The sequence below is a fragment of the Thermosynechococcus sp. GLH187 genome, from assembly GCF_031583395.1.
Taxonomy (GTDB): Bacteria; Cyanobacteriota; Cyanobacteriia; order Thermosynechococcales; family Thermosynechococcaceae; genus Thermosynechococcus.
The window spans coordinates 1,687,092-1,713,488 of sequence record NZ_CP134175.1 but is presented as its reverse complement, the minus strand read 5'-3'; the positions used below and the strand labels follow the sequence as shown (position 1 = coordinate 1,713,488).

At 52.9% G+C, this 26,397-nt stretch carries 20 protein-coding genes and 1 pseudogene; 6 read left to right on the top strand and 15 right to left on the bottom strand.

All coding sequences use genetic code 11. The features are described from left to right. Window positions 1-34: 34 nt before the first annotated feature. The 3 genes from RHI63_RS08370 to RHI63_RS08360 are packed head-to-tail and all read left to right on the top strand — an operon-like array spanning window position 35 to window position 2,803. Window positions 35-1,288, top strand: coding sequence for an FAD-binding oxidoreductase (locus RHI63_RS08370; protein ID WP_310821480.1), 1,254 nt, complete (start codon window positions 35-37; stop codon window positions 1,286-1,288). Beyond that, window positions 1,285-2,019, top strand: coding sequence for an SDR family oxidoreductase (locus tag RHI63_RS08365; RefSeq protein ID WP_310821479.1), 735 nt, complete (start codon window positions 1,285-1,287; stop codon window positions 2,017-2,019). Before RHI63_RS08370 ends, RHI63_RS08365 begins: the two co-directional genes overlap by 4 nt. Before the next feature lie 7 nt (window positions 2,020-2,026). Then, the gene (locus RHI63_RS08360) at window positions 2,027-2,803 is read left to right on the top strand and encodes an SAM-dependent chlorinase/fluorinase (RefSeq protein ID WP_310821478.1); all 777 of its coding nucleotides are present in this window, start codon (window positions 2,027-2,029) and stop codon (window positions 2,801-2,803) included. Here the strand turns inward: RHI63_RS08360 and RHI63_RS08355 are convergent. Further along, window positions 2,795-4,045 (bottom strand): VWA domain-containing protein, encoded by a 1,251-nt coding sequence (locus RHI63_RS08355; protein ID WP_310821477.1) that lies wholly within the window; start codon window positions 4,043-4,045, stop codon window positions 2,795-2,797. The two genes, RHI63_RS08360 and RHI63_RS08355, sit on opposite strands and share 9 nt — an antisense overlap. Window positions 4,046-4,117: 72 nt before the next feature. Beyond that, the gene (locus RHI63_RS08350) at window positions 4,118-7,129 is read right to left on the bottom strand and encodes an SMC family ATPase (protein ID WP_310821476.1); all 3,012 of its coding nucleotides are present in this window, start codon (window positions 7,127-7,129) and stop codon (window positions 4,118-4,120) included. A gap of 89 nt (window positions 7,130-7,218) precedes the next feature. Between RHI63_RS08350 and RHI63_RS08345 the strand changes: the two genes are divergently transcribed. Continuing rightward, the gene (locus RHI63_RS08345; RefSeq protein ID WP_310821475.1) at window positions 7,219-7,827 is read left to right on the top strand and encodes a Uma2 family endonuclease; all 609 of its coding nucleotides are present in this window, start codon (window positions 7,219-7,221) and stop codon (window positions 7,825-7,827) included. Between the two features lie 497 nt (window positions 7,828-8,324). Continuing rightward, entirely contained in the window at window positions 8,325-8,726 is a 402-nt protein-coding gene (locus tag RHI63_RS08340) for an AbrB family transcriptional regulator (RefSeq protein ID WP_310821474.1), read from the top strand. A 10-nt stretch (window positions 8,727-8,736) separates the two neighbouring features. Here RHI63_RS08340 and RHI63_RS08335 read toward each other — a convergent pair whose 3' ends face one another. The 12 genes and pseudogenes from RHI63_RS08335 to RHI63_RS08285 all read right to left on the bottom strand — a co-directional run bounded on the left by RHI63_RS08335 (window position 8,737) and on the right by RHI63_RS08285 (window position 24,446). Next, the gene (locus RHI63_RS08335) at window positions 8,737-12,384 is read right to left on the bottom strand and encodes a hydantoinase B/oxoprolinase family protein (protein WP_310821473.1); all 3,648 of its coding nucleotides are present in this window, start codon (window positions 12,382-12,384) and stop codon (window positions 8,737-8,739) included. A gap of 45 nt (window positions 12,385-12,429) precedes the next feature. Beyond that, window positions 12,430-12,867: pseudogene (locus tag RHI63_RS13175) on the bottom strand (DUF2290 domain-containing protein). Continuing rightward, on the bottom strand, window positions 12,842-13,552 hold the full coding sequence (locus tag RHI63_RS08330; RefSeq protein WP_310821472.1) for a hypothetical protein: 711 nt from the start codon (window positions 13,550-13,552) through the stop codon (window positions 12,842-12,844). Before RHI63_RS08330 ends, RHI63_RS13175 begins: the two are co-directional and overlap by 26 nt. Window positions 13,553-13,702: 150 nt before the next feature. Further along, on the bottom strand, window positions 13,703-16,393 hold the full coding sequence (gene cphA / locus RHI63_RS08325; RefSeq protein WP_206199766.1) for a cyanophycin synthetase: 2,691 nt from the start codon (window positions 16,391-16,393) through the stop codon (window positions 13,703-13,705). A 93-nt stretch (window positions 16,394-16,486) separates the two neighbouring features. Further along, entirely contained in the window at window positions 16,487-17,353 is an 867-nt protein-coding gene (locus RHI63_RS08320) for a cyanophycinase (RefSeq protein ID WP_206199765.1), read from the bottom strand. Window positions 17,354-17,478: 125 nt separating this feature from the next. Then, entirely contained in the window at window positions 17,479-18,144 is a 666-nt protein-coding gene (locus tag RHI63_RS08315) for a Uma2 family endonuclease (RefSeq protein ID WP_206199764.1), read from the bottom strand. Between the two features lie 23 nt (window positions 18,145-18,167). Continuing rightward, window positions 18,168-18,839: a Uma2 family endonuclease gene (locus RHI63_RS08310; protein WP_310821471.1), complete on the bottom strand. Its 672-nt coding sequence runs from the start codon at window positions 18,837-18,839 to the stop codon at window positions 18,168-18,170. A gap of 30 nt (window positions 18,840-18,869) precedes the next feature. Beyond that, entirely contained in the window at window positions 18,870-20,432 is a 1,563-nt protein-coding gene (locus tag RHI63_RS08305; protein ID WP_206199762.1) for a polysaccharide deacetylase family protein, read from the bottom strand. A gap of 110 nt (window positions 20,433-20,542) precedes the next feature. Next, the gene (gene pstB, locus RHI63_RS08300) at window positions 20,543-21,346 is read right to left on the bottom strand and encodes a phosphate ABC transporter ATP-binding protein PstB (RefSeq protein ID WP_225901538.1); all 804 of its coding nucleotides are present in this window, start codon (window positions 21,344-21,346) and stop codon (window positions 20,543-20,545) included. Then, complete coding sequence (gene pstA / locus RHI63_RS08295) at window positions 21,340-22,287, bottom strand: phosphate ABC transporter permease PstA (protein WP_206199761.1); 948 nt, start codon at window positions 22,285-22,287, stop codon at window positions 21,340-21,342. Before pstA ends, pstB begins: the two co-directional genes overlap by 7 nt. Before the next feature lie 2 nt (window positions 22,288-22,289). Then, window positions 22,290-23,303 (bottom strand): phosphate ABC transporter permease subunit PstC, encoded by a 1,014-nt coding sequence (gene pstC, locus RHI63_RS08290; RefSeq protein ID WP_310744448.1) that lies wholly within the window; start codon window positions 23,301-23,303, stop codon window positions 22,290-22,292. A 135-nt stretch (window positions 23,304-23,438) separates the two neighbouring features. Next, the gene (locus RHI63_RS08285) at window positions 23,439-24,446 is read right to left on the bottom strand and encodes a PstS family phosphate ABC transporter substrate-binding protein (protein WP_310744447.1); all 1,008 of its coding nucleotides are present in this window, start codon (window positions 24,444-24,446) and stop codon (window positions 23,439-23,441) included. Between the two features lie 271 nt (window positions 24,447-24,717). Between RHI63_RS08285 and RHI63_RS08280 the strand changes: the two genes are divergently transcribed. Beyond that, window positions 24,718-25,605 (top strand): alpha/beta hydrolase, encoded by an 888-nt coding sequence (locus RHI63_RS08280; protein ID WP_310742887.1) that lies wholly within the window; start codon window positions 24,718-24,720, stop codon window positions 25,603-25,605. Here RHI63_RS08280 and RHI63_RS08275 read toward each other — a convergent pair. Next, complete coding sequence (locus tag RHI63_RS08275; protein ID WP_206199757.1) at window positions 25,602-26,393, bottom strand: YdcF family protein; 792 nt, start codon at window positions 26,391-26,393, stop codon at window positions 25,602-25,604. The genes RHI63_RS08280 and RHI63_RS08275 overlap by 4 nt on opposite strands. Window positions 26,394-26,397 lie beyond the last annotated feature (4 nt).

The following is a 26,397-nucleotide window of genomic DNA, read 5'->3' as shown; positions in this document are numbered from 1 at the left end:
CTGTCATGTTTATTGCCCGCGCTCAGAATCTGAGATGATCCATCTTCTCAAAAGGGGGTTGCCGCTCATTGCCCGAGGAAATGGCCGTGCCTACGGCGATAGCGCCCTCAATAGCGAAGCAACGCTGCAAATGCGCCACTTCAATCGCCTATTGGGGTTTAATCCGCACACGGGTCAATTGATTGCTGAGGCGGGGGTGCTGCTGGCGGAGATTCTCGAGATTTTTGTGCCTCGCGGTTGGTTTCCCTTGATTACCCCCGGTACAAAGTTCGTGACTGTGGGGGGCATGATTGCGGCTGATGTTCATGGCAAGAATCACCACAAAGAGGGCAGTTTTGTTCACAGTTTGGACTGGCTGGATCTCCTCACCAGCGAGGGGCAAATTTATCGCTGCTCCCCTTCCGAAAATCAGGATTTGTTTTACTGGACGGTGGGGGGAATGGGCTTGACGGGGGTGATCCTCAGGGCAGCCTTTCGCTTGCGCCCCATTGAAACCGCGTGGATTCGCCAAACCACCCGTATCGCCAAGCATTTAGACGAGGTCATTGATCTCTTTGAGGCGGCTCAGGACGTGACCTACTCCGTGGCTTGGATTGATTGTCTGGCGACTGGTTCGCAGTTAGGACGGTCTGTGCTCATGCTGGGCGAACACGCCACACGGGAGGAGTTGCCAGCCAAATATCGCCAAAGGCCACTGCGGACTCCGCAACGACGCAAACTTTCGATTCCCGTGGATTTTCCCAATGGTGCCTTGAATCCCTTGACGGTTCGCGCTTTTAATCAACTGTATTTTCTCAATCAGCAACGGCAAGCCAGCCAGTCCTTCGTGGATTGGGATCGCTTCTTCTATCCCCTTGATAGCTTATTGGGATGGAATCGCATCTATGGGCGGCGCGGTTTTGTCCAGTTCCAATGTGTCTTGCCCCTGAGCACTGCCCGTGAAGGTTTATCGGCCTTACTGCATTGCACGTCAGCCGCGGGAGCGGGATCCTTTCTGGCGGTCTTGAAGAAGTTGGGGGATCAACAGAGTTATTTTTCATTTCCCATGGCGGGTTATACCTTGGCCTTGGACTTTCCGATGTCGCAACGCACCCTCAAGGTTTTGGATCAACTGGAGGAGATCACCCTACACTATGGGGGTCGCTTTTACCTTGCCAAGGATAGCCATTTAACGCCGATGCGCCTGCGCCAGTCCGATGCTCGGGTAGAGAGGTTTGTTCAAGTTAGGAATGCCCATCAGTGGCAGGTCAACTTTGCGTCGGAACAGTCGAAGAGGTTACATCTATGAGGGCGCCTGTGCTGATTTTGGGGGCGACTTCCGATATGGGGCGGGCGATCGCCCAGCGGTTTGCGGCTCAGGGCTATCCGATTCAATTGGCGGCACGACAGGTGAGTCGCCTAGAGCCAGATAAAGCAGATCTGGAAATACGCTACGGCGTGGCCGTCAGTGTCCATGAATTTGATGTTTTAGCGGTGGAGACCCATGCAAGTTTTATCCAGCAACTCCCGGAGCAACCCGCGATCGTGATCTGCGTTGTTGGCTTTATGCCAGACCAAAAAGTATGTGAGCAATATTTATCCCTTGCCCTTGAAGTGATGCGCACCAATTATGAGGGGCCAGCCGTTATTTTGAGTCTCTTTGCCAATGTGTTTGAGCAGCGGGGGTTTGGGACGTTAGTGGGGATTTCCTCTGTGGCGGGGGAACGGGGGCGGGCGAGTAACTACTTCTATGGCTCTGCAAAAGCTGGGTTTACCGCATTTTTGTCGGGATTGCGGCAGCGCCTTGCCAAATCGGGAATACAGGTTTTAACCGTTCTGCCCGGCTATGTGAAGACACGGATGACCGAAGGCATGAAGTTGCCCCCCCTACTCACTGCTCAGCCGCAGGAAGTGGCCAATGCGATCTTCACAGCCATAGAAAAAAAGAAAGATGTGATCTATGTGCGACCCATTTGGCGCTGGATCATGGTGATCATTCGTTGGATTCCTGAACCCTTGTTTAAGCGACTGTCTCTGTAAACCGCCCATGGCTTGCTGCATTACCCTACTGACGGACTTTGGCCATCAGGATATTTATGTCGGTGTGATGAAGGGGGTGATTTTAAGTCTTTATCCCCAAGCCCAAGTGATTGACCTGTGCCATGAAATTCCGCCGCAGGATTGTCGCACGGCCAGTTTTCAACTGCTGCAAGCGGTGCCCTATTTTCCCCCGCAAACGGTGCATGTCGTGGTGGTGGATCCGGGGGTGGGAACCCGTCGGCGGGCGATCGCCCTTGATCTGGGGATCGGGTATTGTGTGGGGCCCGATAATGGTGTCTTTAGTCAAGTGTGCGATCGCTATCCTCCTCAGCGAGTGGTTGAACTCACCCAGCCGCAGTTTTGGCGCACCCCCAACCCCAGTGCTACCTTCCATGGGCGGGATATTTTTGCCCCCGTGGCCGCCCATTTAGCCGCAGGAACGGATTTGGCGCGCCTTGGCTCTGCCATTGACCCTGACAGTTTGGTGCGCTTGCCCCATCTCACCTATGAGATTACCCCCCAAGGCGTCCAAGGTTGGATTCAAGCCATTGATCACTTTGGGAATGTGATCACCACACTCCCTGCGGCGCTTTTAGCCAAGGGCTACCAGCAGATCCAGATTCAGGGGCAGCAGATTCCCCTCGTCCACACCTATGGCGATGTTCCACCTCAACATCTGATTGCATTAGTGGGGAGTCATGGGTTTATTGAGCTAGCGGTGAATGGTGGCAATGCCCAATTGCTCTTAGGCTGCCAGAATGGCGATGCCCTGTGGCTAATTTGAGGGGGGATTACTCAAGACGGTTTTTGAGGCAATGCGGGTGCGCTTGAGGGCTGATTCACTGAGGGTGGATTGTTGCTGTAGCTCTTGAGCCGAGGCCTCCAAGACTTTTGCCGCTTCGGTGTCCCCCAGTTGGAGAGCAGTTTTGGCCGCACTCTGCAAAAAGGTGGCAGCGCTAGCGGTGTCCCCTGCCTGCAGTTTCGTTTCCGCCAGTTTCGTTTTGCGGTATTTTTCGAGGGTGAGAATGCTCTGCTGCACCTCTGGATCCACTTGGGGGATGTGCTCTGGTTCTGCTGTGAGCGTCAGGGGAATCCTCTCGGAGAAAAGGCCAGTGGCTTGCTGCACGGGGTCATCGTAGCGGACTTGCACAAAACCAATGAGGTGAGAGCCTGGGGGCAAGGGTTGGGTACTCAGGGTGATCAGGAGTGTGCGTTTGACGGTAGCGGAAACATCGCCAACCCGAATCACATACTCGTGGGGGGTGGGGCTGTCGTAGGTGAGTTCAATCGTATCGGGAGCCACTTGGTTGACTGGTTTGAAGTTCCCTAGTTGTGCCGCCTCACTCAGGGTCAATAGGACATGGGCATTGGTGTAGTCCACGCTGCTAATGTGGCTAAAGAGCGCTTGAAAACAGGCGATTGCCTGCTCAGCATACTCAATAAACATCAGCCGCCCGCCGCCTGCATCGGCAATTTGCTCGAGGACATCCTGATTCCAGTGAACGCCAAACCCTAAGGTATTAAACGTAATGTTGTACTCTGCTGCCAGCTTGGCCAGTTCAAGGCAGCGTTGGTTATCGCCGTGCTCATTTTCGCCATCGGTGAGCAAAAAGGCTTGGGAGATGGTTCCGTGTTTGGCTTTGGCCAACTCTGTCAGGGCCAGTTTCATCCCCAGATCAATGGCAGTGCCACCACTTGGCTCAAGGGTTGCAATTTGCTCCTTGATTGCGGCTTTATCCTGCACAAATTGATTGGGCACTAACACCTGAGCTTTGTGATCAAAGGCCACGATACTCAGGCGATCCGTCGGCAGTAACCGATCCACCAAGGACTGCGCGGCTCGCTTGACCATTGCCAAAGGTTGCCATGCCATTGAGCCACTGTGATCCAAAATCAGGCAGAGATTGAGAGGAGCGCGCTGCTGTTGTTGTCGCTGTGCCGCTAACGTTAGTTCCAGTTGGCGCTGTGCCCCCTGTCCGGCACTGACAATGGGATCGCTGAGTTTGGCAATAAGTTCAACCGTCATTGGCAAAGTGTGCTGTTGCTGACCCTACTCTATCATTTTGCCGATATTGTGCCGCAAGCTGCTACCCCTGTCCTAGGTAATGATGCTGAGTTGGGAGGCTCCCCCTATTTTGGTGACTTCGATGCGGGTTTGAAAGGCTTCTTTGAGGGTAGGCACATGGGTAATGGCGAGGATGCAGTGAAATTCAGGGGCGATTGCGTTCAGGGCGGCAATCAGCCGTTCACAGCCCTGGGCATCTTGAGTACCAAACCCCTCATCAATAATGAGAAACTGAACATCACTGCCGGATCGCTGTGCCAACAGTCGGGCCAAGGCTAAACGCAACGCAAAATTGATGCGAAAGGCTTCACCCCCCGAATAACTTTCGTAAGGTCGAGTCCCTTGGCAATCGGCAATGAGAATATCGAGGGTCTCAATGGGCTTAGTATCAGCGCCACTGCGCCGCCGACTGCGTTGGGTAATGAATTGGACATGGAGTTGATGGTTACTCAGGCGGCCTAGGATATGGTTGGTTTCTGCCTCCAGATGGGGCAAGACGGTTTCAATGAGCATGGCAGGAATGCCATTTTTGCCTAGGGCTTGGGCTAGTTCGCAGTAGAGGCGGTATTGATGGCGGAGGTGGGCAAGGGTTTGCTGTCCCTGTTCGTATTCCTGGGCTAGGCGATGGAGTTGCTCTAATTCAGCGGTGAGTTTGCCCTGCTGGGCAAGGTTAGCTTCGAGGGTCTGCTGCTGCTTCAGGAGTTCCTGTTGACGTTGGTTCAGCTCGGCGGCAAGGCGGCTGGCGGCGCGTGCAGTGTCCTCAAGGGTAGCAAGTTTGTCAGTAATGCGTTGCAGTTGTTCCCGTTGTTGGTGCAGCGTTTCCTCTAGGTGCTGGAGGTCTTGGCGGAGTTGGGGTTGGCGCGATCGCCCCCGTTGCAGGGTCTGATAGGCCTCATAGTCCGGTTCTAATGCCGCCAGTTGTGCCTGAATTTGGGCATGCTGCTCAGGATCGTAGGCTAAGGCCGCCAACTGCTGATCAATGGTGGCCAAGGTTTGTGCCAAGGGGGAGAGGGTTTCAAGGGCATTGAGTTGGCGTTGCAGTTCTTCCTGTTGTGCCACTAGGGCCGGCAGTTGTTGCTGAATTTGGCGGTATTGCCGCTGCGCTTGGCGGAGTTCCTGTTCCTTGGCTTCGGCCCAACGCCATTTTTCCACTTGCCCGCGGGCGATCGCCAAATTTTTCTCGTCATAGTTCAGGCGTTTCAGTTCCGTCTCAATGGCTTGCAGTTCCCCAAGGGTTTCCTGATGGCCGTTCCTCAGCTGCCGCTCAATCTGCTGAATTTCTGCGGCCAAGCGATCCAATTGCGGTTCTAAATCCTGTGTGCTCTGGAGTTGCTGCTGGAGTTGCCCCCGTTGCTCAAACAGTTGCGTCAGTTGCGAGATCTCATAGCCCACGGTAATATATTCCCGCCGTAGGACTTGAATTTCCCGCTCGGTGACCGCCAATTGCTCACGAATCACCCACAACTGATTCAGCAGATCCTCTTTTTCGGCGGCATTGCGGCGCAGGACAGCTTCGTGGTGCTCGGCATCGAGGGGACGTTGACACAGGGGGCAAATCGCTCCCGGCTGATTCAGCAGTTCTAAGCGCTGCTCCAGTTGATTAATTTGCCGCTCATATTCCCGCTGGCGGGCTTGCAGTTGCTCTAGGAAGCGGCGGCGCTCTAGTCCCTTTTCCCGCACATGGTCTTGATAGATGCGCTGTTTTTCAAGGGTTTCAATCTGGGCAGTAATCAATGTCACTGCCTCTTGGAGAGCGGGTTGTCGTTCCACCTGTTGATGGAGATGCCGCCACAACTGTTGCAATTCATCGCGCCGGCTGCGGAGGCGTTGTTCCTGCTGTTGCCGTTCCAGTTCAAGGCGCTGTTTGACTTGCAGAAGGGGAAAGACTTTTTGTTGAAGCTCTTCCTGGGCTTGGAGCTGAGCGCGCGATCGCTGTAACTGTTCAAAGGCAGCGACAATCTGATTTTCTTGCTTGAGGAGCTTTTCCAACTGCTGGCATTGTTCCAGAAGAAATTGCTGCTGGCTCTCCAATCCATGCAGGGTGCGCAGAAGGTCTTGGCGCTGCTGGTCGAGGTTCTGCTGCTGGCGATCGCGCTCTTGGCGCAGCCGTTGATAGTCAGCAAAACACTGCTGCAATTGCGCTTCAGCGGTTTTCAGGCGCTGCCATTGGCTAACGGCGGCTTCCAAGAGGGGGGCACGGGCTTCTAGATCCGCAATCGCGGCCTGTTCTTGGCGGAGCGTCTGGCACTGCTGCTCGAGATGGGCGATTGTTGTCCCGAGGGTGTCTCGCTGCTGTTGCAGGTGTTCATAGTCCCGCTGTTGCAGTTGATAGACGTGGTAGGCGGCCTGTTGCTCTTGGAGCCGTTGTTGACACTGCTCGACTTGCTGCCGTTGCTGTTGAATCTGCTGGCTCACCGCTGCCTGTTGGGCGCGTAACTGCGGTTCTTGGGCGAGTTGCTCCCCTAGGCTCTGGAGGCGTTGTTCCAGAACGCTGATTTGGGCTTTGTAGTCACGGGCGCGATCGCGAGCCGCCTCCGCTAGGGTCTCGTATTGATCCAAGCCTAAAAGGGTGGCCAAGAGTTGCTTGCGCTCACTGGGGCGTTTGGCCATAAATTCATCGGCACGGCCTTGGCGCAGATAGGCACTGTTGACGAACGTGGCGTAGTCAAGGCGCAGAATTTGAATGATTTTTTCCTGTGTTGCTCGTAGCGATCGCCCCGTTAGCGAGGTATAGCCCGCTACTGTTTGAATCTGCAACTCTAAAACCGTATGTTGCTCGCGGCGCCGCAACCGTACCACCCGATAGGTCTGCCCCTGAACGCTAAACTCAAACGTCACTTGGGCTTCCATTTCGCCGTAGTAGATCACATCATCCTCACGGCTAGCGCGGCTTTGCCCCCACAGTGCCCAGGCGATCGCCTCAAGAAGCGAGGACTTGCCCGCCCCATTGGCACCACAAATACAGGCCAGATGTAACCCCGCAAAGGGAAGAGTGGCTTGGCGATAGCTGAGGAAATTGCGCAATACCAGTTGACGTGGAATCATAGGGCACCACACCCTTGATGTTTCCACAGTTTAGGGCATTCTCTAGCGAAGAATGCGTCACTTCTGAGACTCTGCCTAAAATTAAGATCATGATCACTGCTACTTGCCAACCCACTCCAACCCCCCAACCAGTGCGATTTACGGTGCAGGACTACCACCGTTTACTGGAACTTGGGTTTCTGAGGGAAGATGACCACATTGAACTAATTCGGGGGGAACTGGTGCGCATGGCGGCCAAGGGAACAGCGCACGAAAGCTGTCTGCGGCGATTATTGCGAATCTTACCGAAGATTGTGGGCGATCGCGCCACGCTTCAGTGCCAGTCGCCGATTACGATTGCCTTTGATGGTGAGCCAGAACCCGATGTAGCGATCGTTAAAAACCAAGAAGATGACTATGCCTCAGCCCATCCCACACCTGCCGACACGCTCTTGGTGATAGAAGTGGCGGATTCATCCCTAGAGTACGATCGCACAGTGAAACTATCGCTTTATGCTGAAGCCAAGATTCCCTATTATTGGCTGTTCAATGTTAGCGATCGCACACTGGAAGTCTATAGCGAACCTGCTGAAATTACACCGCGGCAGTTTGGCTACCTCAGCAAGAGAATTATTCCGACCAGTGGCGTTGTGCAATTGCCGCAGTTCCCCGAACAAGTGCTTGAGCTTGCTTCTATTTTCCCAAATAGTTCACAATGATCAGCAGGCCAACTCGGGTTGGACACTCTTGGGCTTTTCCACCTCACACTGAAGCGACTGTTGTGAGCGTATTCAATTCTTGCAAAAAGTGCCGTAAGTTTGATTAGCGTCATTGTTTTGAAGGATAGAGCATCTACCGCCCTTATCTTAAATAGGGGACACATAAACGCTGATAGAAATCTCTTCCGTCGTGACTTTTGTAGTGTTGAGTCTGTGGACACCTGTGAAAAGGGCTGTAAAAGAGGTGGCGTACTTTCTACACTAGCCCTCACCTTTTTTGAGCCTCTTGCGTCCCTGTGAAAAGAGTGTCAATGTAACTCGTCTAAAGGAAATGTAAAACCCTGACTCAAGGGCGATCGCAACTTGAATTCTGAAAAAAATTATGGTTTGCTAAAGATAGACACTCATTCATTACGAGTCCGCTGTCAGACTTTGGCACTCTTTGATTGAATCGCCAATGAATAGACAGTATTGGATCATTGAAAAGGTAGGTTAAAATGGGACGCAAACAAGTAGAACCCTTGACAGGTGCTGCTTTATTAGAGAAGTACAAACAATTGGAACATCTCAGCCACGAGGAAAAAGCAAAGGCCTGTGGCTACTATACGATCACCCAAAGTGGTAAGGAGCGCATCAGCAAAATGAAGTTTAATAAGGCGCTTCTTGAAGCCTTGGGGATGAATCTTGATACGAAGTCAGGACGTGGTGGTAGCCGAGGCGGTCGCAGTGCTAGTTATCGAATCACGGTACAAGCCAATGGTAATTTGCTCATTGGTTCAGCTTATACCAAGCAAATGAATCTCAAGCCGGGGGATGAATTTGAAATTGCCCTTGGCCGTAAGCACATTCACCTTAGACAAGTGAGCAGCAACGGTCAACCCACCGACGATGAAGATTAATTTGATATATCTAATCTGAGAGTTGAGGTACCCCAAAGCCACCACCACTTGGGGTACAAATGCGCAGGCGATCGCCCGCTTGGACATTGATTGTGGCGGTTCCTGGTAAAAGATGGGGAGTCTGTCCGAGTTTCAGCCATTGATTTTCACCTACCGCACCGCATTCACCTCCAAAAAGCCCGAAGGGGGGAATTTTGCGCGACTGGCTGAGGAGGCTGACGGTCATGGGTTCACGAAACTCAAGGACACGAATTGCCCCATCTCCTCCCGGTTGCTGCCCTTTGCCCCCACTGCCCCGGCGACGGCAAAACTCCCAAACAATCACGGGGTAGCGGTTTTCTAACACTTCGACATCGGTGAGTCGAGAGTTGGTCATGTGGGTTTGCACGGTACTGGCTCCGGCAAAGGTGGCTCCTGCCCCAGCGCCGCCACAGAGGGTTTCGTAGTATTGATAGCGATCGCTGCCAAAGCTGAGGTTGTTCATCGTTCCCTGAGCCGCTGCCATAATGCCGAGGGCACCGTAGAGGGCATTGGTAAGGGTTTGCGAGGTTTCGACATTGCCAGCAACCACCGCCGCCGGAAACTGGGGGTTCAATAGTGAGCCTTGCGGCACCCGCAGTTCAATGGGACGCAAACAGCCCGCATTCAGGGGAATGTCCTCTTGTACGAGGGTTCGGAAGACATACAGCACAGCTGCCTTGGTAATGGCAAGGGGAGCATTGAAATTGTCATTGGTTTGCGGGGAGGTGCCCTCAAAGTCGAGGCAAGCGGTGCCTTCGGTGCTATCAATGGTAATTTGCACCTGAATTTGGCTGCCGTTGTCCATCGCCACGCAAAAGCGACCCCCTTGGAGCGATCGCAGGCATTGGCGCACACACTCAGCGGCATTGGCTTGGCTAAATTCCATGTAGGCAGCCACAACCTCGCGACTATGGCGATCGCACAGGGTAATCAGTTCTTGTACCCCCCGCTGATTGGCGGCTATTTGGGCTTGCAGATCCGCCAGATTCTGCTCAGGATAGCGAGCCGGCCAAGGGGCTTGGCTCAACAGTTGATAAATCGCCGCCTCTTGAAACTCCCCGCCCTCCACCAGCAGCACATTATCAAAGAGAATTCCCTCTTGACGGACATCGGTACTATTGGCCGGCATGGATCCAGGACTGATGCCCCCAATGTCAGCATGGTGCCCCCGCGAAGCGACAAAGAAGGCGGGTTGCGCTTCCCCCTTGAGAAATACGGGGGTAATTACGGTAATATCCGGCAGATGGGTGCCACCGCGATAGGGATTATTTGTGGCAAACACTTGACCCGCCCGGAGGGTGTTGCCTTTCTCAGCCAGCAGTGCCTTAACACTTTCGCTCATTGACCCCAAATGGACGGGGATATGAGGGGCATTGGCCACAAGGTTGCCGGCAGCATCAAACAGAGCACAGGAAAAATCCAACCGTTCTTTAATATTGACCGAGGCACTGGTTTGCTGGAGTGTTACCCCCATCTGCTCAGCAATGGCGCGAAATAACTGTTGAAAAATTGCAAGCTGCACTGGATCCGCAACGGTGGCGGCAATCTGCTTTGACGGTGCCGGGGATTCTTGCAGGGGACGTAGCCACAGCCCCCCTTGATCATCCACTTCGGCCTGCCAGCCTGCCTCAACCACATTGGTACCCGTAGCATCTAAGATCAAGGCCACCCCTGCAATGATCTGATGGGCAGGGAGGCGATCGCGCTCATAGACGGGTGCTTTGTGCCATTGGCCTTTGCTGTAAACCGACACATGGGCAAGGGGCGTGAGTTCTGTGGCGGCATGGGGCATCGTGACCGCTGGAACTGCTTGAACAGCAACGGCTTCAACTGCGACTTGACCGATGCGGAGCGATCGCCCCCGTATAGTAAACCCATAGCGATCGCGATGGGCTTGGGCAAATGCGGCTGCCATCCTTTCCAAATCTGCCCAGGGCACCCAGAGGATTGTATCTGTCCCCACATAACCTAAGCCGATGCGCACTTGACTTTGAATCTGCCGGCGATCGACCCCTTGGGCAACAAGTTCATCTATTGCTTGCCCTTTTAGCTGCTCAATTTGGCCTTGCAGCTCCCCCAGAACAGCGGCGGTGAGGGGTTGTTCAATCGTTTGCTCCTTGAGTACCCGCAGCTCCGCCTGACCAATGCCGTAGGCCGAGAGCACCCCCGCATAGGGATGGAGATACACCTGCGGCATTCCCAACACCTCGGCAATCAAACAGGCGTGTTGGCCGCCGGCACCGCCAAAACAGCAGAGGGTATAGTCGCGCACATCGTGCCCCTGCTCTAGGGAAATTTTCTTAATTGCCTGTGCCATGGTATTCACGGCTACTTCAATAAAACCAGCCGCCACATCGGCAACACTGCGGGCATCTCCGGTGCTCTCGTAGATCTCTTGGCGCAGTTGAGCAAATTGCTGTTCCACCGTCTCGCGATCCAAGGGCTGTTGACCATCGGCGCCAAAGACAGCGGGGAAATAGGCGGGCTGAATTTTCCCCAAGAGGAGATTGGCATCGGTCACCGTGAGAGGTCCGCCGCGACGATAGGCAGCAGGTCCGGGATTGGCACCGGCAGAGTCTGGCCCCACTTGGTAGCACCCCTTATCAAATCGCAAAATCGAGCCACCGCCGGCAGCGACGGTATGCACGGCTAGGAGGGGCGATCGCAGCCGCACACCCGCAATGGTCGTTTCCTGCCACCGCTCATACTCTGGCCAAGGGGCATCCGGATTGTGACGATAGTGGCAGACATCTGTCGAGGTGCCCCCCATATCTAAACCAATCAGCCGCTCAATCCCTGCGGCTAAAGCGGTGCGCACCACCCCCACCATCCCCCCAGCAGGGCCTGAAAGCAGACTATCCTTACCGCGCAAGCAGGCCGCCGCCACCACACCGCCATTGGACTGCATACAGTAGAGGGGAATCTCCCCCAGCTCCCCCTGCACCCCCTGTAGATAGCGATGCAGCACCGGCGACAAATAAGCATCCACAACAGTCGTATCGCCCCGGCTGACCAGCTTGATCAGGCCACTTACCTCGTGGGACACCGACACTTGGCTAAACCCCATCTTCCTTGCCAAGGCTGCCACCTGTTGTTCATGGTCAGGGTAGCGGTAGCCATGCACGAGCACAATGGCGCAACTGCGGATGCCTTGGTCATAGACCGCTGCCAATTGGGGCTTCAGGGCTTCTAAGTCAAGGGGGACGAGAATTTCCCCTTGGGCACTCACCCGTTCTTTGACTTCAATGACATGGCTGTAGAGGGGCGGCGGTTGCTGAATCGCTAAGCCAAACAGATCCGGGCGGTTTTGGTAGCCAATGGCTAGAGCATCCCCAAAGCCTTGGGTAATCAGGAGCACCGTTGGCTCGCCTTTGCGTTCTAAAAGGGCATTGGTGGCTACCGTTGTCCCCAGTTTCACAATTTCAACGGCTTCACTGGGAATGGGGGCATCCGGCGCCAACCCCATGAGGGTACGAATTCCCGCTACTGCTGCATCGCGATACTGCTCTGGATTCTCTGAGAGCAGCTTGTGCACCACCATTTGACCATCGGGACGGCGGGCGACAATATCCGTAAACGTGCCCCCGCGATCGATCCAAAATTGCCATTTGGCTTTCATTGCAACCGCATTGTTCATGATCACTCTATATCAGGAATGACAACGTGAACCATACCACTTTCATCAATTTTTTGCATCGCCCAAAGTTAGATGACAAGCTGGGTGTGTCTTATTGATAGCCGCTTGCTGATCAAAGTCAAACCGCAAAGGAAAAGCAATAGTACGTCTATTAATAATCTAAAGGAAGTGCGTGTCTTCAAAATAAGATGCTGGATCTTCTTGAAATGGCAGTAGTTGAGGAGATGGATAATAAGCAAGGCGATGCTGAATGAGAGTATTTCTTTGGAACCGATAAATAAGTTGAAGCAATCCACTATCAATCATTTTTACACTATAGCATCTATTATTTGTAAGTATTTGGTGAATTACTGAATAATCCGTTTCACTTATTACTAATGCAATGTTTTCACAGTGATCAAATTTGACATCCCATATGGATTTGGGGTGCCTAACTATCTTAGGAAAGTTTTGATCATTAACTATACCAGTGCCAAATAACATCATAAATTTCTGGTACTTTTGTGACTGTATCAAGTGCTAGCTGGCAAGCACTGTCAAAAGCTTTTTCACTACTATCAAAACGACTCCTAGCTGTTGAAAAATCAAGAAACTCACTACCCGTAACTCTACAAAATTCATAATAAAGTCCATCCCGTTCTTCATCCCCCTTAGCTCCCCATGCGTTAACTATCCGCACTTTTGTCCAGTCTGGTTCCTCATTGGTTTGCGATATACAGAACTGATTAATTAGGCGCTTGAATTGTCCTTTTAAGGCTCTCGTCTGGAAGGTTACTGCAATGTACCAATCAGGGTGTTGACTATGTAAATAAGCAGCCTTTAGAGCAAGGATAATAGTTTTACCGGAGCCTGCTAAGCCACGAATCCGTTGGACGCCATCAATGGTTTCAATCACCGCCCGATGTTGCTGATGGTCGAGGGTAGCAATTGAATCTTCTAGTTGCTTAAGCTTTGCTCCACGAGAATTCGGTCTATTAATTTGGCGTTGCTGAGACTTTTTCCGTAAAGAGGAGAGATTCTCAATGGCTGAAAGTCCTTCTGGTGTCGGTAGAAGATACCCCAGAAAACACTCTCCGTGGATGTTTGAGATTGCTTGAAGTGCATGTTCAAGTGCTTTAGAAGCAACTGGCTTATTGTTAATGCCGTGGATGAAATGAATCTCGTTCATAATTGATTATTTATGAATTCTTTCTAATATAAAGGGAGTACGTAAAAGCGGTGAGATCCTCCAACCTTTTTGAAAAGGCCTATACTGTGCTTCTCGCTGTTGATCAGAGTGACTTGATCAGATCAGCGTTGCTAGTGGTCGAGAAACTGCCTAATGGGAGATGGAGGGATTGAGATCACCACTAGTGGAAATTCCCTCACTGTGAAAGCCATTGGTCGTTTCCCCTTGGAGTCGTTGATGATGCTGGTGAATCAGTTGAATGGTGCGGCTGATTTCCGCTGGAAAGATCACCACTAGGGAGCCTTGGGGGGCGCGATCGAGGGCAAATTGAATCGCTGCTACCTCGTCATGGATGATGTCGTATTGGCGTTGGACACTGTGGTGATGTACTCCCCGCTCAATCCAATAGGCGGCATCGCCGCGCGGCCGGCCACGGGTATCGTCATCTTCTTTAATGATGATCCAATCAAAGATTTTTGCCGAGAGTTCACCCAGTTGTTCTAAGTCTTGATCACGGCGATCGCCCGGTCCGCCAACGACACCAATGCGCTGCCCTGGCCATTTTTGGACAAATTCACCAATGGCCTCATACCCTGCTGGATTGTGGGCATAGTCCACCAAGACACTAAATTGCCCCAAATCAAAGAGGTTCATCCGCCCGGGGGTTTGCTCCACTGAAGTTCGGAAGGTGGTCAAGGCAGCGCGAATATGCTCAATACTGATGCCTTGGGCAAAGGCGGCTAGACTGGCAGCGAGGGCATTGGCAATCATAAAACCGGCTCGACCGCCAAGGGTAATGGGCACATTTTCTGCCTGCTCAATCCGTAGCGTCCAGTCCCCTTTCAAAATCGAGAGATAGCCATTTTCATAAACGGCGGCGAGACCCCCCTGCTGAATGTGCTGCCGAATAATCGGATTGTGGGGATTCATCGAGAAATAGGCCACTTGGGCTTTGACTTGGCGTGCCATTCCCGCCACGAGGGGATCATCGGCATTCAAGACAGCATAGCCATTCGGCCAAGCGGATTCCACCACCACGGCCTTTAAGTCCGCCAACTGTTCAACGGTGTCAATATCACCAAGGCCAAGATGGTCAGCCTGCACATTCAGCACCACCCCGACATCACAGTGGTCAAAGCCCAAGCCGGAGCGGAGAATACCACCGCGCGCTGTTTCTAGGATAGCAATCTCAACCGTGGGGTCTTGCAGGATCAGTTGGGCACTTTGAGGCCCCGTGGTGTCCCCTTTTTCCACCAGATAATCGCCAATATAGATGCCGTCTGTGGTGGTGTAGCCAACGGTTTGCCCCGTTTGTTTGCAGATATGGGCAATGAGACGGGTGGTGGTGGTTTTACCGTTGGTGCCCGTAATCGCAAAGATCGGGATGCGGCAAGGCGTTCCCGGTGGAAAGAGCATATTCAACACCGGTTCGGCGACATTGCGGGCAATCCCTTGGCTGGGGTTCGTGTGCATGCGAAAGCCGGGAGCAGCATTGACCTCGACAATCACACCGCCAACTTTAGGCAGGGGCTGACTAATATCGGGGCTGACAACATCAATCCCCGCAATATCGAGGCCAATGATCCGAGCCGCCCGCTGGCAAATCCAAACATTTTCCGGGTGAATTTCATCGGTGCGATCGACGGCAATGCCACCGGTACTCAGGTTCGCCGTGGCGCGTAGATAACAAATTTCCCCCGGTTGCAAGACTGTATTTAGGGTATAGCCCTGCTTTTCCAAGAGTGTCCATGTGTCGTGATTCACCTCAATGCGAGTGAGGATATTATCGTGACCGTCTCCCCGCTGCGGGTCTTGGTTGGTTTTCTCAATGAGTTCTTCGATAGTGGAGCGGCCATCGCCAATAACATGGGCTGGCACCCGTTCAGCAACGGCGACTACTTTGCCATTGACCACTAGAACCCGAAAGTCGCGACCCGCATGATAGCGTTCCACAATCACTGATTTGGAGACACTGCTGGCAATTTCAAAGGCTTCTTCGGCCTCTTCTAGGCTGTTGATGTCAATCGTAATCCCCCGACCGTGGTTGCCGTTGAGGGGCTTAATGACAATCGGGTAGCCGCCGATGTCCTCAATGGCTTCAGGGAGGTCTTCAATGTAGCGGACGACGGTTCCCTTGGGCACAGGAATTCCGGCATCCTGAAGCAGTCGCTTTGCCCCTTCTTTGTCCCCTGCGAGTTCCACGGCCAAGATGCCACTGCGATCGCTCAAGGTGGCCTGCATGCGATGACTGCGGGCACCATAACCCAATTGAATAATCGAGCGACTGCTCAACTCAAACCAAGGAATATTACGGGCTTCCGCCTCGCGGACAATCGCTTCCGTGCTTGGGCCTAGGGAGGCTTTGGCTTTTAACTCGCGGAGATCGGCGAGATCCTGATCCAGTTCGCGCTGGGGATAGGTGCCCGTATCAATAATGCTTTGACAGAGTCGTACCGCTGCGCGGCCGGCATAGCGACCCGCTTCTTCCACTTGGTATTCATAGACGACTTGATACACCCCCGGCGTTGAGGTCTCCCGCGTGCGGCCAAAACCAACGGGCATCCCTGCTAGTTCTTGGAGTTCGAGGGCGACATGCTCAACCACATGACCGAGGTAGGTGCCTTCCCTTAGGCGGGTGAGAAAGCCCCCCTCATGGCCAAGGGAACAAAAATGATTGTAGAGACTGGGTAAAACCCGCACCAACCCATCCACAAAGCCGGGAATCTGATTGGAGGGGGTGTTGGCCACCTCTTCTAGATCTAAACGCATGACAATCAGCTTATGACGCCGAATGCTCCAATAATTAGGACCCCGCAGCGTTTGTAATTTGAGAATTTTCATAGAAGAGTGGCTTTTTTAAGGACAGCTTACCATTTTTAGTTTTGAGGCGAGTGACGCAATAAACTGTATCTTAAGCAACACTTTCCTGAAAACTTAATTTAGGGGAGGCAAAATACATTTGTGCTGCACTTGATGGGTGCGGAGATTATAGCAGTCACCATCACTGAGGATGTGCAGGCGCAAGTTGTAGATACTCAAGGGTTCGTTAACATCCACATGGGCATAGCTCGTGTAGCTGACATCCCGAGGATCAACAATGGTGACAGAACCACGACCAAGAACCCGCAGCATACCATCAGCTTCAAACATGGCACAGGTATCTTCATCAATGCCGACTCCCAGCTTGTCGGGGTGAGCAGAAATGGCGCTGATCAGGCGCGCGAGGCGATTGCGATTGTGGAAATGCTGATCCACTAAAACATCGGGAAGAATACCCAAGCCTGTGGCCAAATCGACTAAGGAGCGGTTTGGAGCTTCATTGCTGCCCCCACTGGCAATCATGCACTCACCCATGACAGCGGCACCGGCACTCGTGCCCCCAAGAATTGATTTGCCTTCCCAGACTTGATGACGCAATTGGTAGAGGAGGGGGGTTTCATCCAGCAGCGCCGACAAACGCAGTTGATCGCCCCCGGACATAAAAATGCCAGTACAGCGACTCAAGCGAGCTAGCATCTCTTCCTGTTCGGCATCAGCGCGATCGCCCACCAATAGAACGTCCACTTCGCGCACGCCAATTTCGCGGAAAATATCGTGGTAGAGTCGCCCCATGGCATCGGGTTCACGGGAAGCAGAGGGAATGACGCCAATGACAGCATCTAGGCCGCCAGCACGTTGGCAGAAGGTGGTGAGAATTTGTCGCCCACGTACTTTGTCTTCGGCTCCCCCGATCGCCATCACTAAACCTTTGTGACCAGAATGTTGATTGGTCGTTTTGGAAATGGGGTCTAATTGCAACATAGGGCTACGGTGAATGAAACGGTCAATCGGCAGACAGATATCGATGCATTTGGCAAGGGCGATGCCAATATTCCCCTATTGACACGGGGATTCTATACAGCATAATGCCAGATTAGGGAAATTTTTTAAGTTTCGGTCAAGATTTGCACAAACGCTTGATGTTCGGGGGTGGCAATTCCCTGTTGGAGTACCTGCAAAACCGTACCCAGATCATGGGTCAGTAATGCCTCAGGGGCAAGCCAGAGTCCGGGAAATTGACGACTGCGAATCATCCCCTCAGTATCGGCAGCAAGTGGTTGGTATTCCCCCGTTTCAAGTGAGAACCAGTGGATCTGGCGATCGTAGGTACACCAGACGAGGTATTCCTGAACGCCATTGCGGCGGTACACCCGGAGCTTATCGTGCAGGTCGTAGGCGGCACTGCTGGCGGCAATTTCAACCACGAGTTCCGGTGCCCCCTCGATATAACCATCCTCACTAATGCGGGAGTTGCCCCCGCTTTCAAGGCGGAGCACAGCATCGGGCTGCGGTTCATTATCGCCATCTAGGCGAACGGTCGGATTGTCATAGACAAGAACCCCCGGCGTAGCTGCTTTGTAAAAACCGAGCCAAGCCATGATCTCGGCATGGGGCTGACTGTGACTGACACGAACGGGTGAAGCCACGTAAACAATTCCCTCAATCAGTTCTGCTTTTTTCAGCTGAGGCATGGCCGCGTAGCGCCGCTCAAATTCGTCCCGTGTCAGGCGATCGCCATTTTCAAGGGGCGGCAGAGAATACTTTAGTGTCATGGCTCTCTCTCCTCAGAACTTCTCTATCGCTGCTGGCGAGCCACAAACGCTTGATGTTCGGGGGTGGCAATTCCCTGTTGGAGTACCTGCAAAACCGTACCCAGATCATGGGTCAGTAATGCCTCAGGGGCAAGCCAGAGTCCGGGAAATTGACGACTGCGAATCATCCCCTCAGTATCGGCAACAAGTGGCTGGTATTCTCCTGCTTCAAGCGAGAACCAGTGGATTTGGCGATCGTAGGTACACCAGACAAGATATTCCTGAACGCCATTGCGGCGATACACCCTGAGCTTATCGTGCAGGTCGTAGGCGGCACTGCTGGCGGCAATTTCAACTACAAGTTCCGGCGCGCCCTCAATATAGTCATCGGCAGTAATTCGCGATCGCCCCCCGTGGCTGAGGCGTAAAATTGCATCGGGTTGCGGTTCATTATCGGCATCTAGGCGAATAGTCGGGGCATCTGCCGCTTCGACCCCCGGTGTGGCTGCACAGTAGGTGCCGAGCCAAGTGATTAGGAATAGGTGAGGTTGACCGTGACTGCGGTAGCGTAGGGGAGAAGCCACGTAAACAATTCCCTCAATCAGTTCTGCTTTTTTCAGCTGAGGCATGGCCGCGTAGCGGCGCTCAAATTCGTCCCGTGTCAGGCGATCGCCACTTTCAAGGGGCGGCAGTTGCACTGGGTGTTCAATTGTCATGGCAGGCTGTTGGGGATTCGCGTGCTGCCTTTATTTTAGTTGGTGCATTCTGCGGCTATATTGTCGTTGCTTGATCCGGGCAAGGGGGGCAACAAAGGCCGTGTTGGGAATGGTGTCTAGGGTGGCGATCGCCCGCTGCCACAAGATTTTGGCCACTGATGATTGTTGTGCCTTAGCGGCAAGCGTCGCCTGCTCCGCCAGTTTGAGAGCCGCTTGATATTGACCTGCAGCAGCTTGTTCAAAGGCCAGCCGTTGTTGCACCCAAGACAGGGCTGCCTGTTGCTCCCGTAGGGTGGCTGCTAGGTATTCCCGTTCGGCGATCGCCCATGGGGGTGTGGTCCTTAAATCTTTTTCTAAAGCTTGAATGCGGGTCTCCAGTTGCAGAACCAACTGCTGAAGCTGCGCCGTTTCTTGAATCGTTAGCCAAGAAGGGGGTTCTGGTAGACTTGTTGGCTCTTGAGCCGCAATCAACTCAGGGACAGTGACAAATTGATAGCCTTTAGCCCGCAGTTCGGCAATGATGCTGGGCAAGGCCGCAACCGTGGCTCGCCGAGAGCCACCCCCATCATGGAGCAGGACAATGGCACCGGCATGCGCCTGCTGAACAACTGTGTTGACAATGCGATCGCTCGTTTGGCGAGGTAACCAATCCTGTGGATCCACTGACCACATCACCACACCGTAACCCTGTTGGCTGGCGCGACTCACCAGACCATTATGGAGATTTCCCCCCGGTGGTCGAAAGAGCTTGATATTTGCCCCGCTGATGTCTTCAATCAATTGTTGACTTTGATCCACCTCGTGCTGGGCAGCGGCAGGATTAAAGTAATGGTAGCCGTGGCTCCAAGAGTGGTTGGCCAAGACATGACCTTCCCTAACAATGCGCTGCGCTAATTTTGGGCGCGCTGCAACGGCTCTGGCAATAGCAAAAAATGTCCCTTTGACCTTTTCTTGGGCAAGAATGTCGAGCACTTGGGGCGTGTAGGTCGGATCAGGGCCATCATCAAAGGTCAGTGCCACCAACTTTTGCTCAGGGGGTAAGGTAACCTGATTAAACACACGGCCACGGAAGGCCTCAGGGGGTGAGTAGTGGTACCACAGGGGTGGGCGGGCGGGAGCCAGAGTGGGCGCAGCATTGAGAATGACCGATCGCACTTGTTCAACGCTGGGTTCTGGTGCTGCTGCCAACCAAACACTGGGAGACTGCCATTGGCCGACGGCTCCTAAACCAAAAATCCCTAAGACACTGGCCGCTAAAGCTAAGGGTTCAAGCTGGCGATCGCGAACTGTTGTGGGTGTGGGGGTTGCAACCGGCCGAGGCCGCAGACGTACTCCCCATGCAGGGCGCTGCCCCCCCAACTGTCGCCCATAGACATCAATGGATTGGGGGAGGACAGGACTTAAAAAAGCAACCAAGACATCAAGGCAGGTGCGTTGATTGGGAATTTGCTCTGCCTCTAGGAGAATTTTCCAGCCTTCGGCGGAGTGAGCGACACGCACATAGGTGGCCTGCGGCGCAAGGCGGAGCGCTAATTCACGGGCGATCGCCTGAGGTGAAATCTCCCTGACCGTTGACTCCAGCGATGCCACCATAACTGCGCTCCTAGAGCGAGAACAAATAACTACTAGCCCTAGGGTAGCGATCGATTCACAACCACACCTTACCTCTTAGACCACATTCTCAAGCGGACTTGACGCAGCGATCAACCAAAGCGACCACTCACGTAATCGGCGGTCTTCTGTTCCACTGGCTTCGTGAAGATGGACATGGTTTCGTTGTACTCAACGATTTCACCCAAATACATAAAGGCGGTGAACTGGGAAATACGAATCGCCTGCTGCATGTTATGGGTCACAATCAGAATCGTCACTTGCTCCTTGAGTTCGCTAATCAGGTTCTCAATACTGACCGTGGCAATCGGATCCAATGCCGATGTTGGCTCGTCAAAGAGAATAATCTCTGGATCAGTGGCTAGGGCACGGGCAATACAGAGCCGCTGCTGCTGACCGCCCGACAGAGACGTGCCCGGTTCCTTCTGACGATCTTTGACTTCATCCCACAGGGCAGCACGACGGAGCGATCGCTCCACCACCTCATCGAGGATCGCACGGTTATTGATGCCGCGCACCCGCAATCCATAGGCAACGTTTTCGTAAATCGACTTGGGGAAAGGATTGGGCTTTTGGAAGACCATGCCAATCTGCATCCGCACTTCGATTGGATCCATTTGCAGGAGGTTACGCGGTTGCTCATCCCCCAACCAAATTTCCCCCTCGTAGCGATTGCCGGGATACAGATCATGCATGCGGTTAAAGCAACGCAGCAACGTGGTCTTGCCACAACCTGAAGGCCCAATCAGTGCCGTAACTTTCTTTTCATAGACCGGCAAGTTGATGTTTTTCAGAGCCTGCTTGCCACCGTAGTAAAAGTTCAAGTCCCGAACTTCTGCCAGCTTTTTCAGTGGCTCGTTCTCGGTAGTCACGACCCGATCTGTAGGTTTTACCATTTGATACTCTTCCTAAAACGATAGCGTAGATAAATAGCTGTTGCATTCACCGCCAGCGTCAACACCAGCAGGACAATCCCAGCCGCTGCAGCATTCACTTGAAAGGCCTCTTGCGGACGGGAAACCCAGTTAAACATTTGAATCGGCAGCACCGTAAAGGGAGACCAAATCCACTTAAACGAAATGTAGGGAAACTCGCTTTGAATCGGTGGATCTGGCAAGAACGTGATAAACGTCAAAGCACCAATGGTGATCAGGGGCGCCGTCTCGCCAATCGCGCGGGAGATACCCACAATAATCCCCGTGAGAATCCCCCCCATCGAGTAGGGCAGCACATGATCAGCAATCACCTGCCAGCGACTCGAACCAACCGCATAGGCGGCTTCCCGAATCCCCTGGGGAATGGCGCGCAAGGATTCACGGGTGGTCACAATCACCACGGGTAAAATCAACAATGCCAGTGTAAACCCGGCAGTCAGAATGCTTTCGCCCCAGTTGAGAATATAGACAAAGAAACCGAGAGCCAGTAGGCCATAAATAATTGAGGGCACACCCGCCAGATTGGTAATGTTCACCTCAATGAAATCCAACAGCCAGTTTTTGGGAGCATATTCTTCGAGGTAAATGCCCGCCGCAATGCCCAAAGGAATAGCCACAAACGCCGTTACAAGAATGACCAATAAACTACCCACCCATGCCGTGAGGATACCTGCCTCTTCGGGGTCACTACTCGGCGGTGAAGTAAAAAACTTCCAGTTCAGCATGGGTAAGCCGCGCAGGAAGAGGTCACCCACAAGAAAAACAAGGGTGAGTAAGGCGACTAGCAGGGAGAACCAACCTAAAACGATAAAAAACTGTTCCCAGCGCTTGCGCTCCCGAATCGAGGCCGCGATCGCGATCGAATTGCGGAGGTTATTGAGAATCGTTCGTTGGCTACGCATGGCTAGTACACCTCACGATAACGGCGACTCAAGAAGTAGCCCAGCACGTTTAAGATCAAGGTTGCAAAAAACAGCATGATCCCTGCGGCAAAAATCGACTGATACTCTAGTGATCCGTGGGGCAAGTCCCCCAAACTCACTGACACAATGAAAGCAGTTGTGGTTGAAGCCCCCTCTAGAGGATTAAACGTAAACTTCGGCTGTAACCCCGCGGCCACGGCCACAATCATTGTTTCGCCAATTGCCCGTGCCAGCCCCAAAATATAGGCGGCCATAATGCCAGAGATAGCAGCCGGCATGAGAACCTTGATTGCTGTTTGCAAACGCGTTGCCCCCATTGCATAGGATCCCTCCCGCAGTTGCAAAGGAACAGCTTGGAGGGCATCTTCTGTCAAGCTGGCAATATAGGGCAGCACCATTAGCCCCACCACAATACCTGCCCCCAACATATTAAAACCAGGCAGCTCAAAGTATTCCCAAGGTTCTTTGCCAGGATTAAAGAATTGCTGAACGCCAAGAATGATTTTCTGGAGAAAGGGAGTAACCACCAAAAGGGCAAAGTAGCCGTAAACCACAGTGGGAATACCCGCCAAGATTTCAAGGATAGGCTTGAGGATCTCCCGCGTTTTGGCGGGTGCAAACTCACTCAGATAGATGGCCGCAATCGTGCCAAGGGGAATAGCCACACAACTGGCCACAAAGCAAGTCGTGAAGGTTCCGGAGAGCAAGGGTAAGATACCAATTCCCACCGGCTCAATTAGAGGTGACCAGTCCGTGCTCGTAAAGAACTCCACCAAGGCCTCAAAGAGAGACTCTTGGTGCACTTCCATCACCTTTTCAAAAAAGATGACTGTCTCGGCAAAAAGGATATAGATGATGACCAGTGTTGTTACGACCGATGAGATCGCTGCCAAAAAAAGAATGCTAGCAATGATCCGTTCGCGCCAAATCCTCACAGTGCGGGATGGCAAGGCGACGGGGAGCTTCGTTGAGTAGGGTAGGGGCTGTTCTACCATGGGTATTATTCCAGCAAGCAAAAATCTTTTAGTTGGAATTTATCTTTTCAGAGAATCAACGACTGAGGTTGACAAAATGGGAAAAAAGGGTGGAGGGCTGATACCTCACACCCTTCATTAAATCAAAATATTAATCTATTGGGGTTGCATCCTCAGCAGTTGGTTGATTGTCAAGCCAATAGCCTCTTTGCCCCCAAAGATCGTACCCACACGGTTGCGGTTGAAGTTAGCCAGAATCGTGCGGTAGGCACTAGCCGGCAGGGGTACATACTTCACCTTTTTCACCATGGCCGGGGCATTATTTAGGTAGTAGGTGACAAACTGCCGTACTTCAGGCCGCTGCGCTGACTTAGCGTTGACGTAGATAAAGATGGGACGGGAGAGGGGCTGGTATGTCCCATTCAGCACGTTTTGCTCGGAAGGTGGAACAGGGCCTTTGCCGCTGTCAATGGCAACCGCTTTGAGCCGATTGCGGTTTTCCGCATAGTAGGCAAAACCAAAGTATCCAAGCGCACCGCGATCGCGAGCGATACCTTGGACTAACACATTATCATCCTCGCTGGCGGTGAAATCCTTGCGACTGACTTTTGATTTACCATTGATGGCCTCAGTGAAATAGTCAAAGGTTCCAGAGTCAGCACCTGGCCCAAAGAGTTTCAAAGGAACATTGGGGAAGCCTTGGCGCACTTGGCTCCAGTTATTGATTTTAGAATCGGGTTCCCAAATCTTTTTCAATTCAGCCACTGTCAAGTTTGTTCCCCAAGTATTTTGGGGATGAACCACCACGGTGATGGCATCGTAGGCCACTGGCAGTTCAATAAAGTTGATACCAGCAGCGCGGCAGTCGGCAATTTCTTTGGCCAAAATGGGGCGTGAGGCGTTGGAAATATCCGTTTCACCGCGGCAGAACTTCTTGAAGCCACCGCCTGTACCAGACACACCGACGGTTACACGGACTTTGCCCCCTTGGGATTTTTGGAAGGCTTCAGCAACAGCTTCGGTAATGGGGAAAACAGTGCTGGAGCCATCAATGCGAATCGTAGGTGTCCCTTGGGAAAAAGCAGCGGGAATCAGGCTACCCGACAGAGCCGCGACGGCTGCAACTACCCCTAGGCGGGCATAGCTTTTTGCAGATGTAAACATGGTGATGTTTCCTAGCGGAGTAAACAACGTTTTGCAAGTAAAGTACCTTCGGGGTGACGGTTGCCCACACATTTCAAAAAGGCAAACCGATCAAACTACCCTTTCGTCAGAATAAGCAACAGATTCAAGGGATTAGGTTAAGGCAAGGGAAAAATTTGGTTAAAATTGCTACTGAATGTTAGGGTTCAGTCATATTGTTGAGAGAAGTAACAACTTTACCGTTGATCGCGTTACATAGAGTTTTTTCAAGCAATTTGCAGGAGCGTTAGGAATGCCGTCATTGGCCTCTAGAACTTATCAGTGGCAGGGTCTTTCCTGCGCCTATCGCTTGAGTTCGGAAGAAGGGCAAACACCGATTCTTTTTATCCATCCAGTGGGGGTTGGCCTCTCTGGGCGGTTCTGGGATCGCTGTGTGGGTCATTGGCAGTTCCAAGGGGAAGGTTACTCATTTTATATCCCTGACTTGCTCGGCTGTGGCCAGAGCGCCCTACCCCACATTGCCTATTACCCCGAAGATTGGGCGGCTCAGTTACAGGTCTTTATCGCCTCTGAGATTCGCCAAGCGGTGATTCTTGTTGTCCAAGGGGCATTGTTTCCCGTAGCAATGGAGCTAGTGCACCTTGATCCCCAAGTAGTCAGGGCAATGATCCTCAGTGGCCCTCCAGCGGCTTCTCTCGTTTCTGAAAACACTGATCCTAGGTGGCAAAAGGTGCGCTGGAATCTCTTTGATTCTCCCTTGGGTTGGGGCTTTTATCTCTATGCCCGCCAAGAACATTTCCTGCGGCAGTTTTCAATCAAGCAGCTTTTTGCCAAGCCTGAGGATGTGGATGATGAGTGGCTAAAGATGCTGGCCGCTGGTTGTGCTGACCTTGAGAGTCGCCATGCGGTGTATTCATTCCTGTCGGGTTTTTGGCGGCGAGACTATCGTCAGAAAATGCGGCAGACTCAGCAGCCAGTGCTTGTGGTGATGGGGGATCAAGCCTCGAGTATCAGTCGGGAGGGTGGGGCTGAATTGCCTGAAGAACGGTTGCAGTTTTATACCAAGACATTTCCCAATGCTGAGGGAGTGGTGATTGCGGGGCGCAATGTCTTGCCCTATGAGTCAGCCCCTGCTTTTGTGGAGGCCTGTCAAGGGTTTCTGCGTGCTCAGGGTCTCTAAAGCCAACCTCTGAGTTTGTAAACGAGCAGACCTTGGTATTCCCGTAGGGCGATCGTGGTGATGTCCACGTTGTAGGGATTGGGGATCAGGCTGAGCAGCAGGTTTTGCCAAGTGGGCGATCGCGCGATCGACAGGTACCGATAGTCCGTGGGTGCCGGGATCACCTTCATTCCCAAACGGCGAAAAATAGCCACGGAGCGGGGCATGTGGTAAGCAGAGGTCACCAGCAGCAGATCCCCCTGAATTTGATGCTGCTCCAGAAGCGCTTTGACATTCACGGCATTTTCATAGGTGTTCAGTGAGGTGGTGTCTAGCAGCATCTTGTCTGTCGGCACACCGCAGGTGGCAGCAATTTCCGCCATGTCTGCTGCTTCGCCCCGCTGAAAGGCTTCGCCCAGCCAGTCAATACGCCCTCCACTGAGGATGAGATAGGGGGCATAGCCTTGGCGAAAGAGGTGGGCACCGTAGAGGATGCGATCGCCCCCTTCCGTGACTTCTACCCACGGCCTCGGCGCCGTTTGCGGGACAACCGCCCCACCGAGAACCACGATCGCGGCAGCTTTGGGCATGGGATCAGGGGGTAAATACTGCCGCTCTAGGGAAGCAATAAGCGCTGTTGCCACATAGTCATTGCCGCTCAGGAGTAAAATACTCAGGGCAATCACAAGGGCGATCGCTGCCTGTTGGGGAGCACGCCAAAAGCGAACAATGGCAAAAACCAATGCCCAACAGGCCAAGGACAATGGATACAGCAGTGGCGGCAGTAATTTCGACAGCAGCAGAGCCATAGTG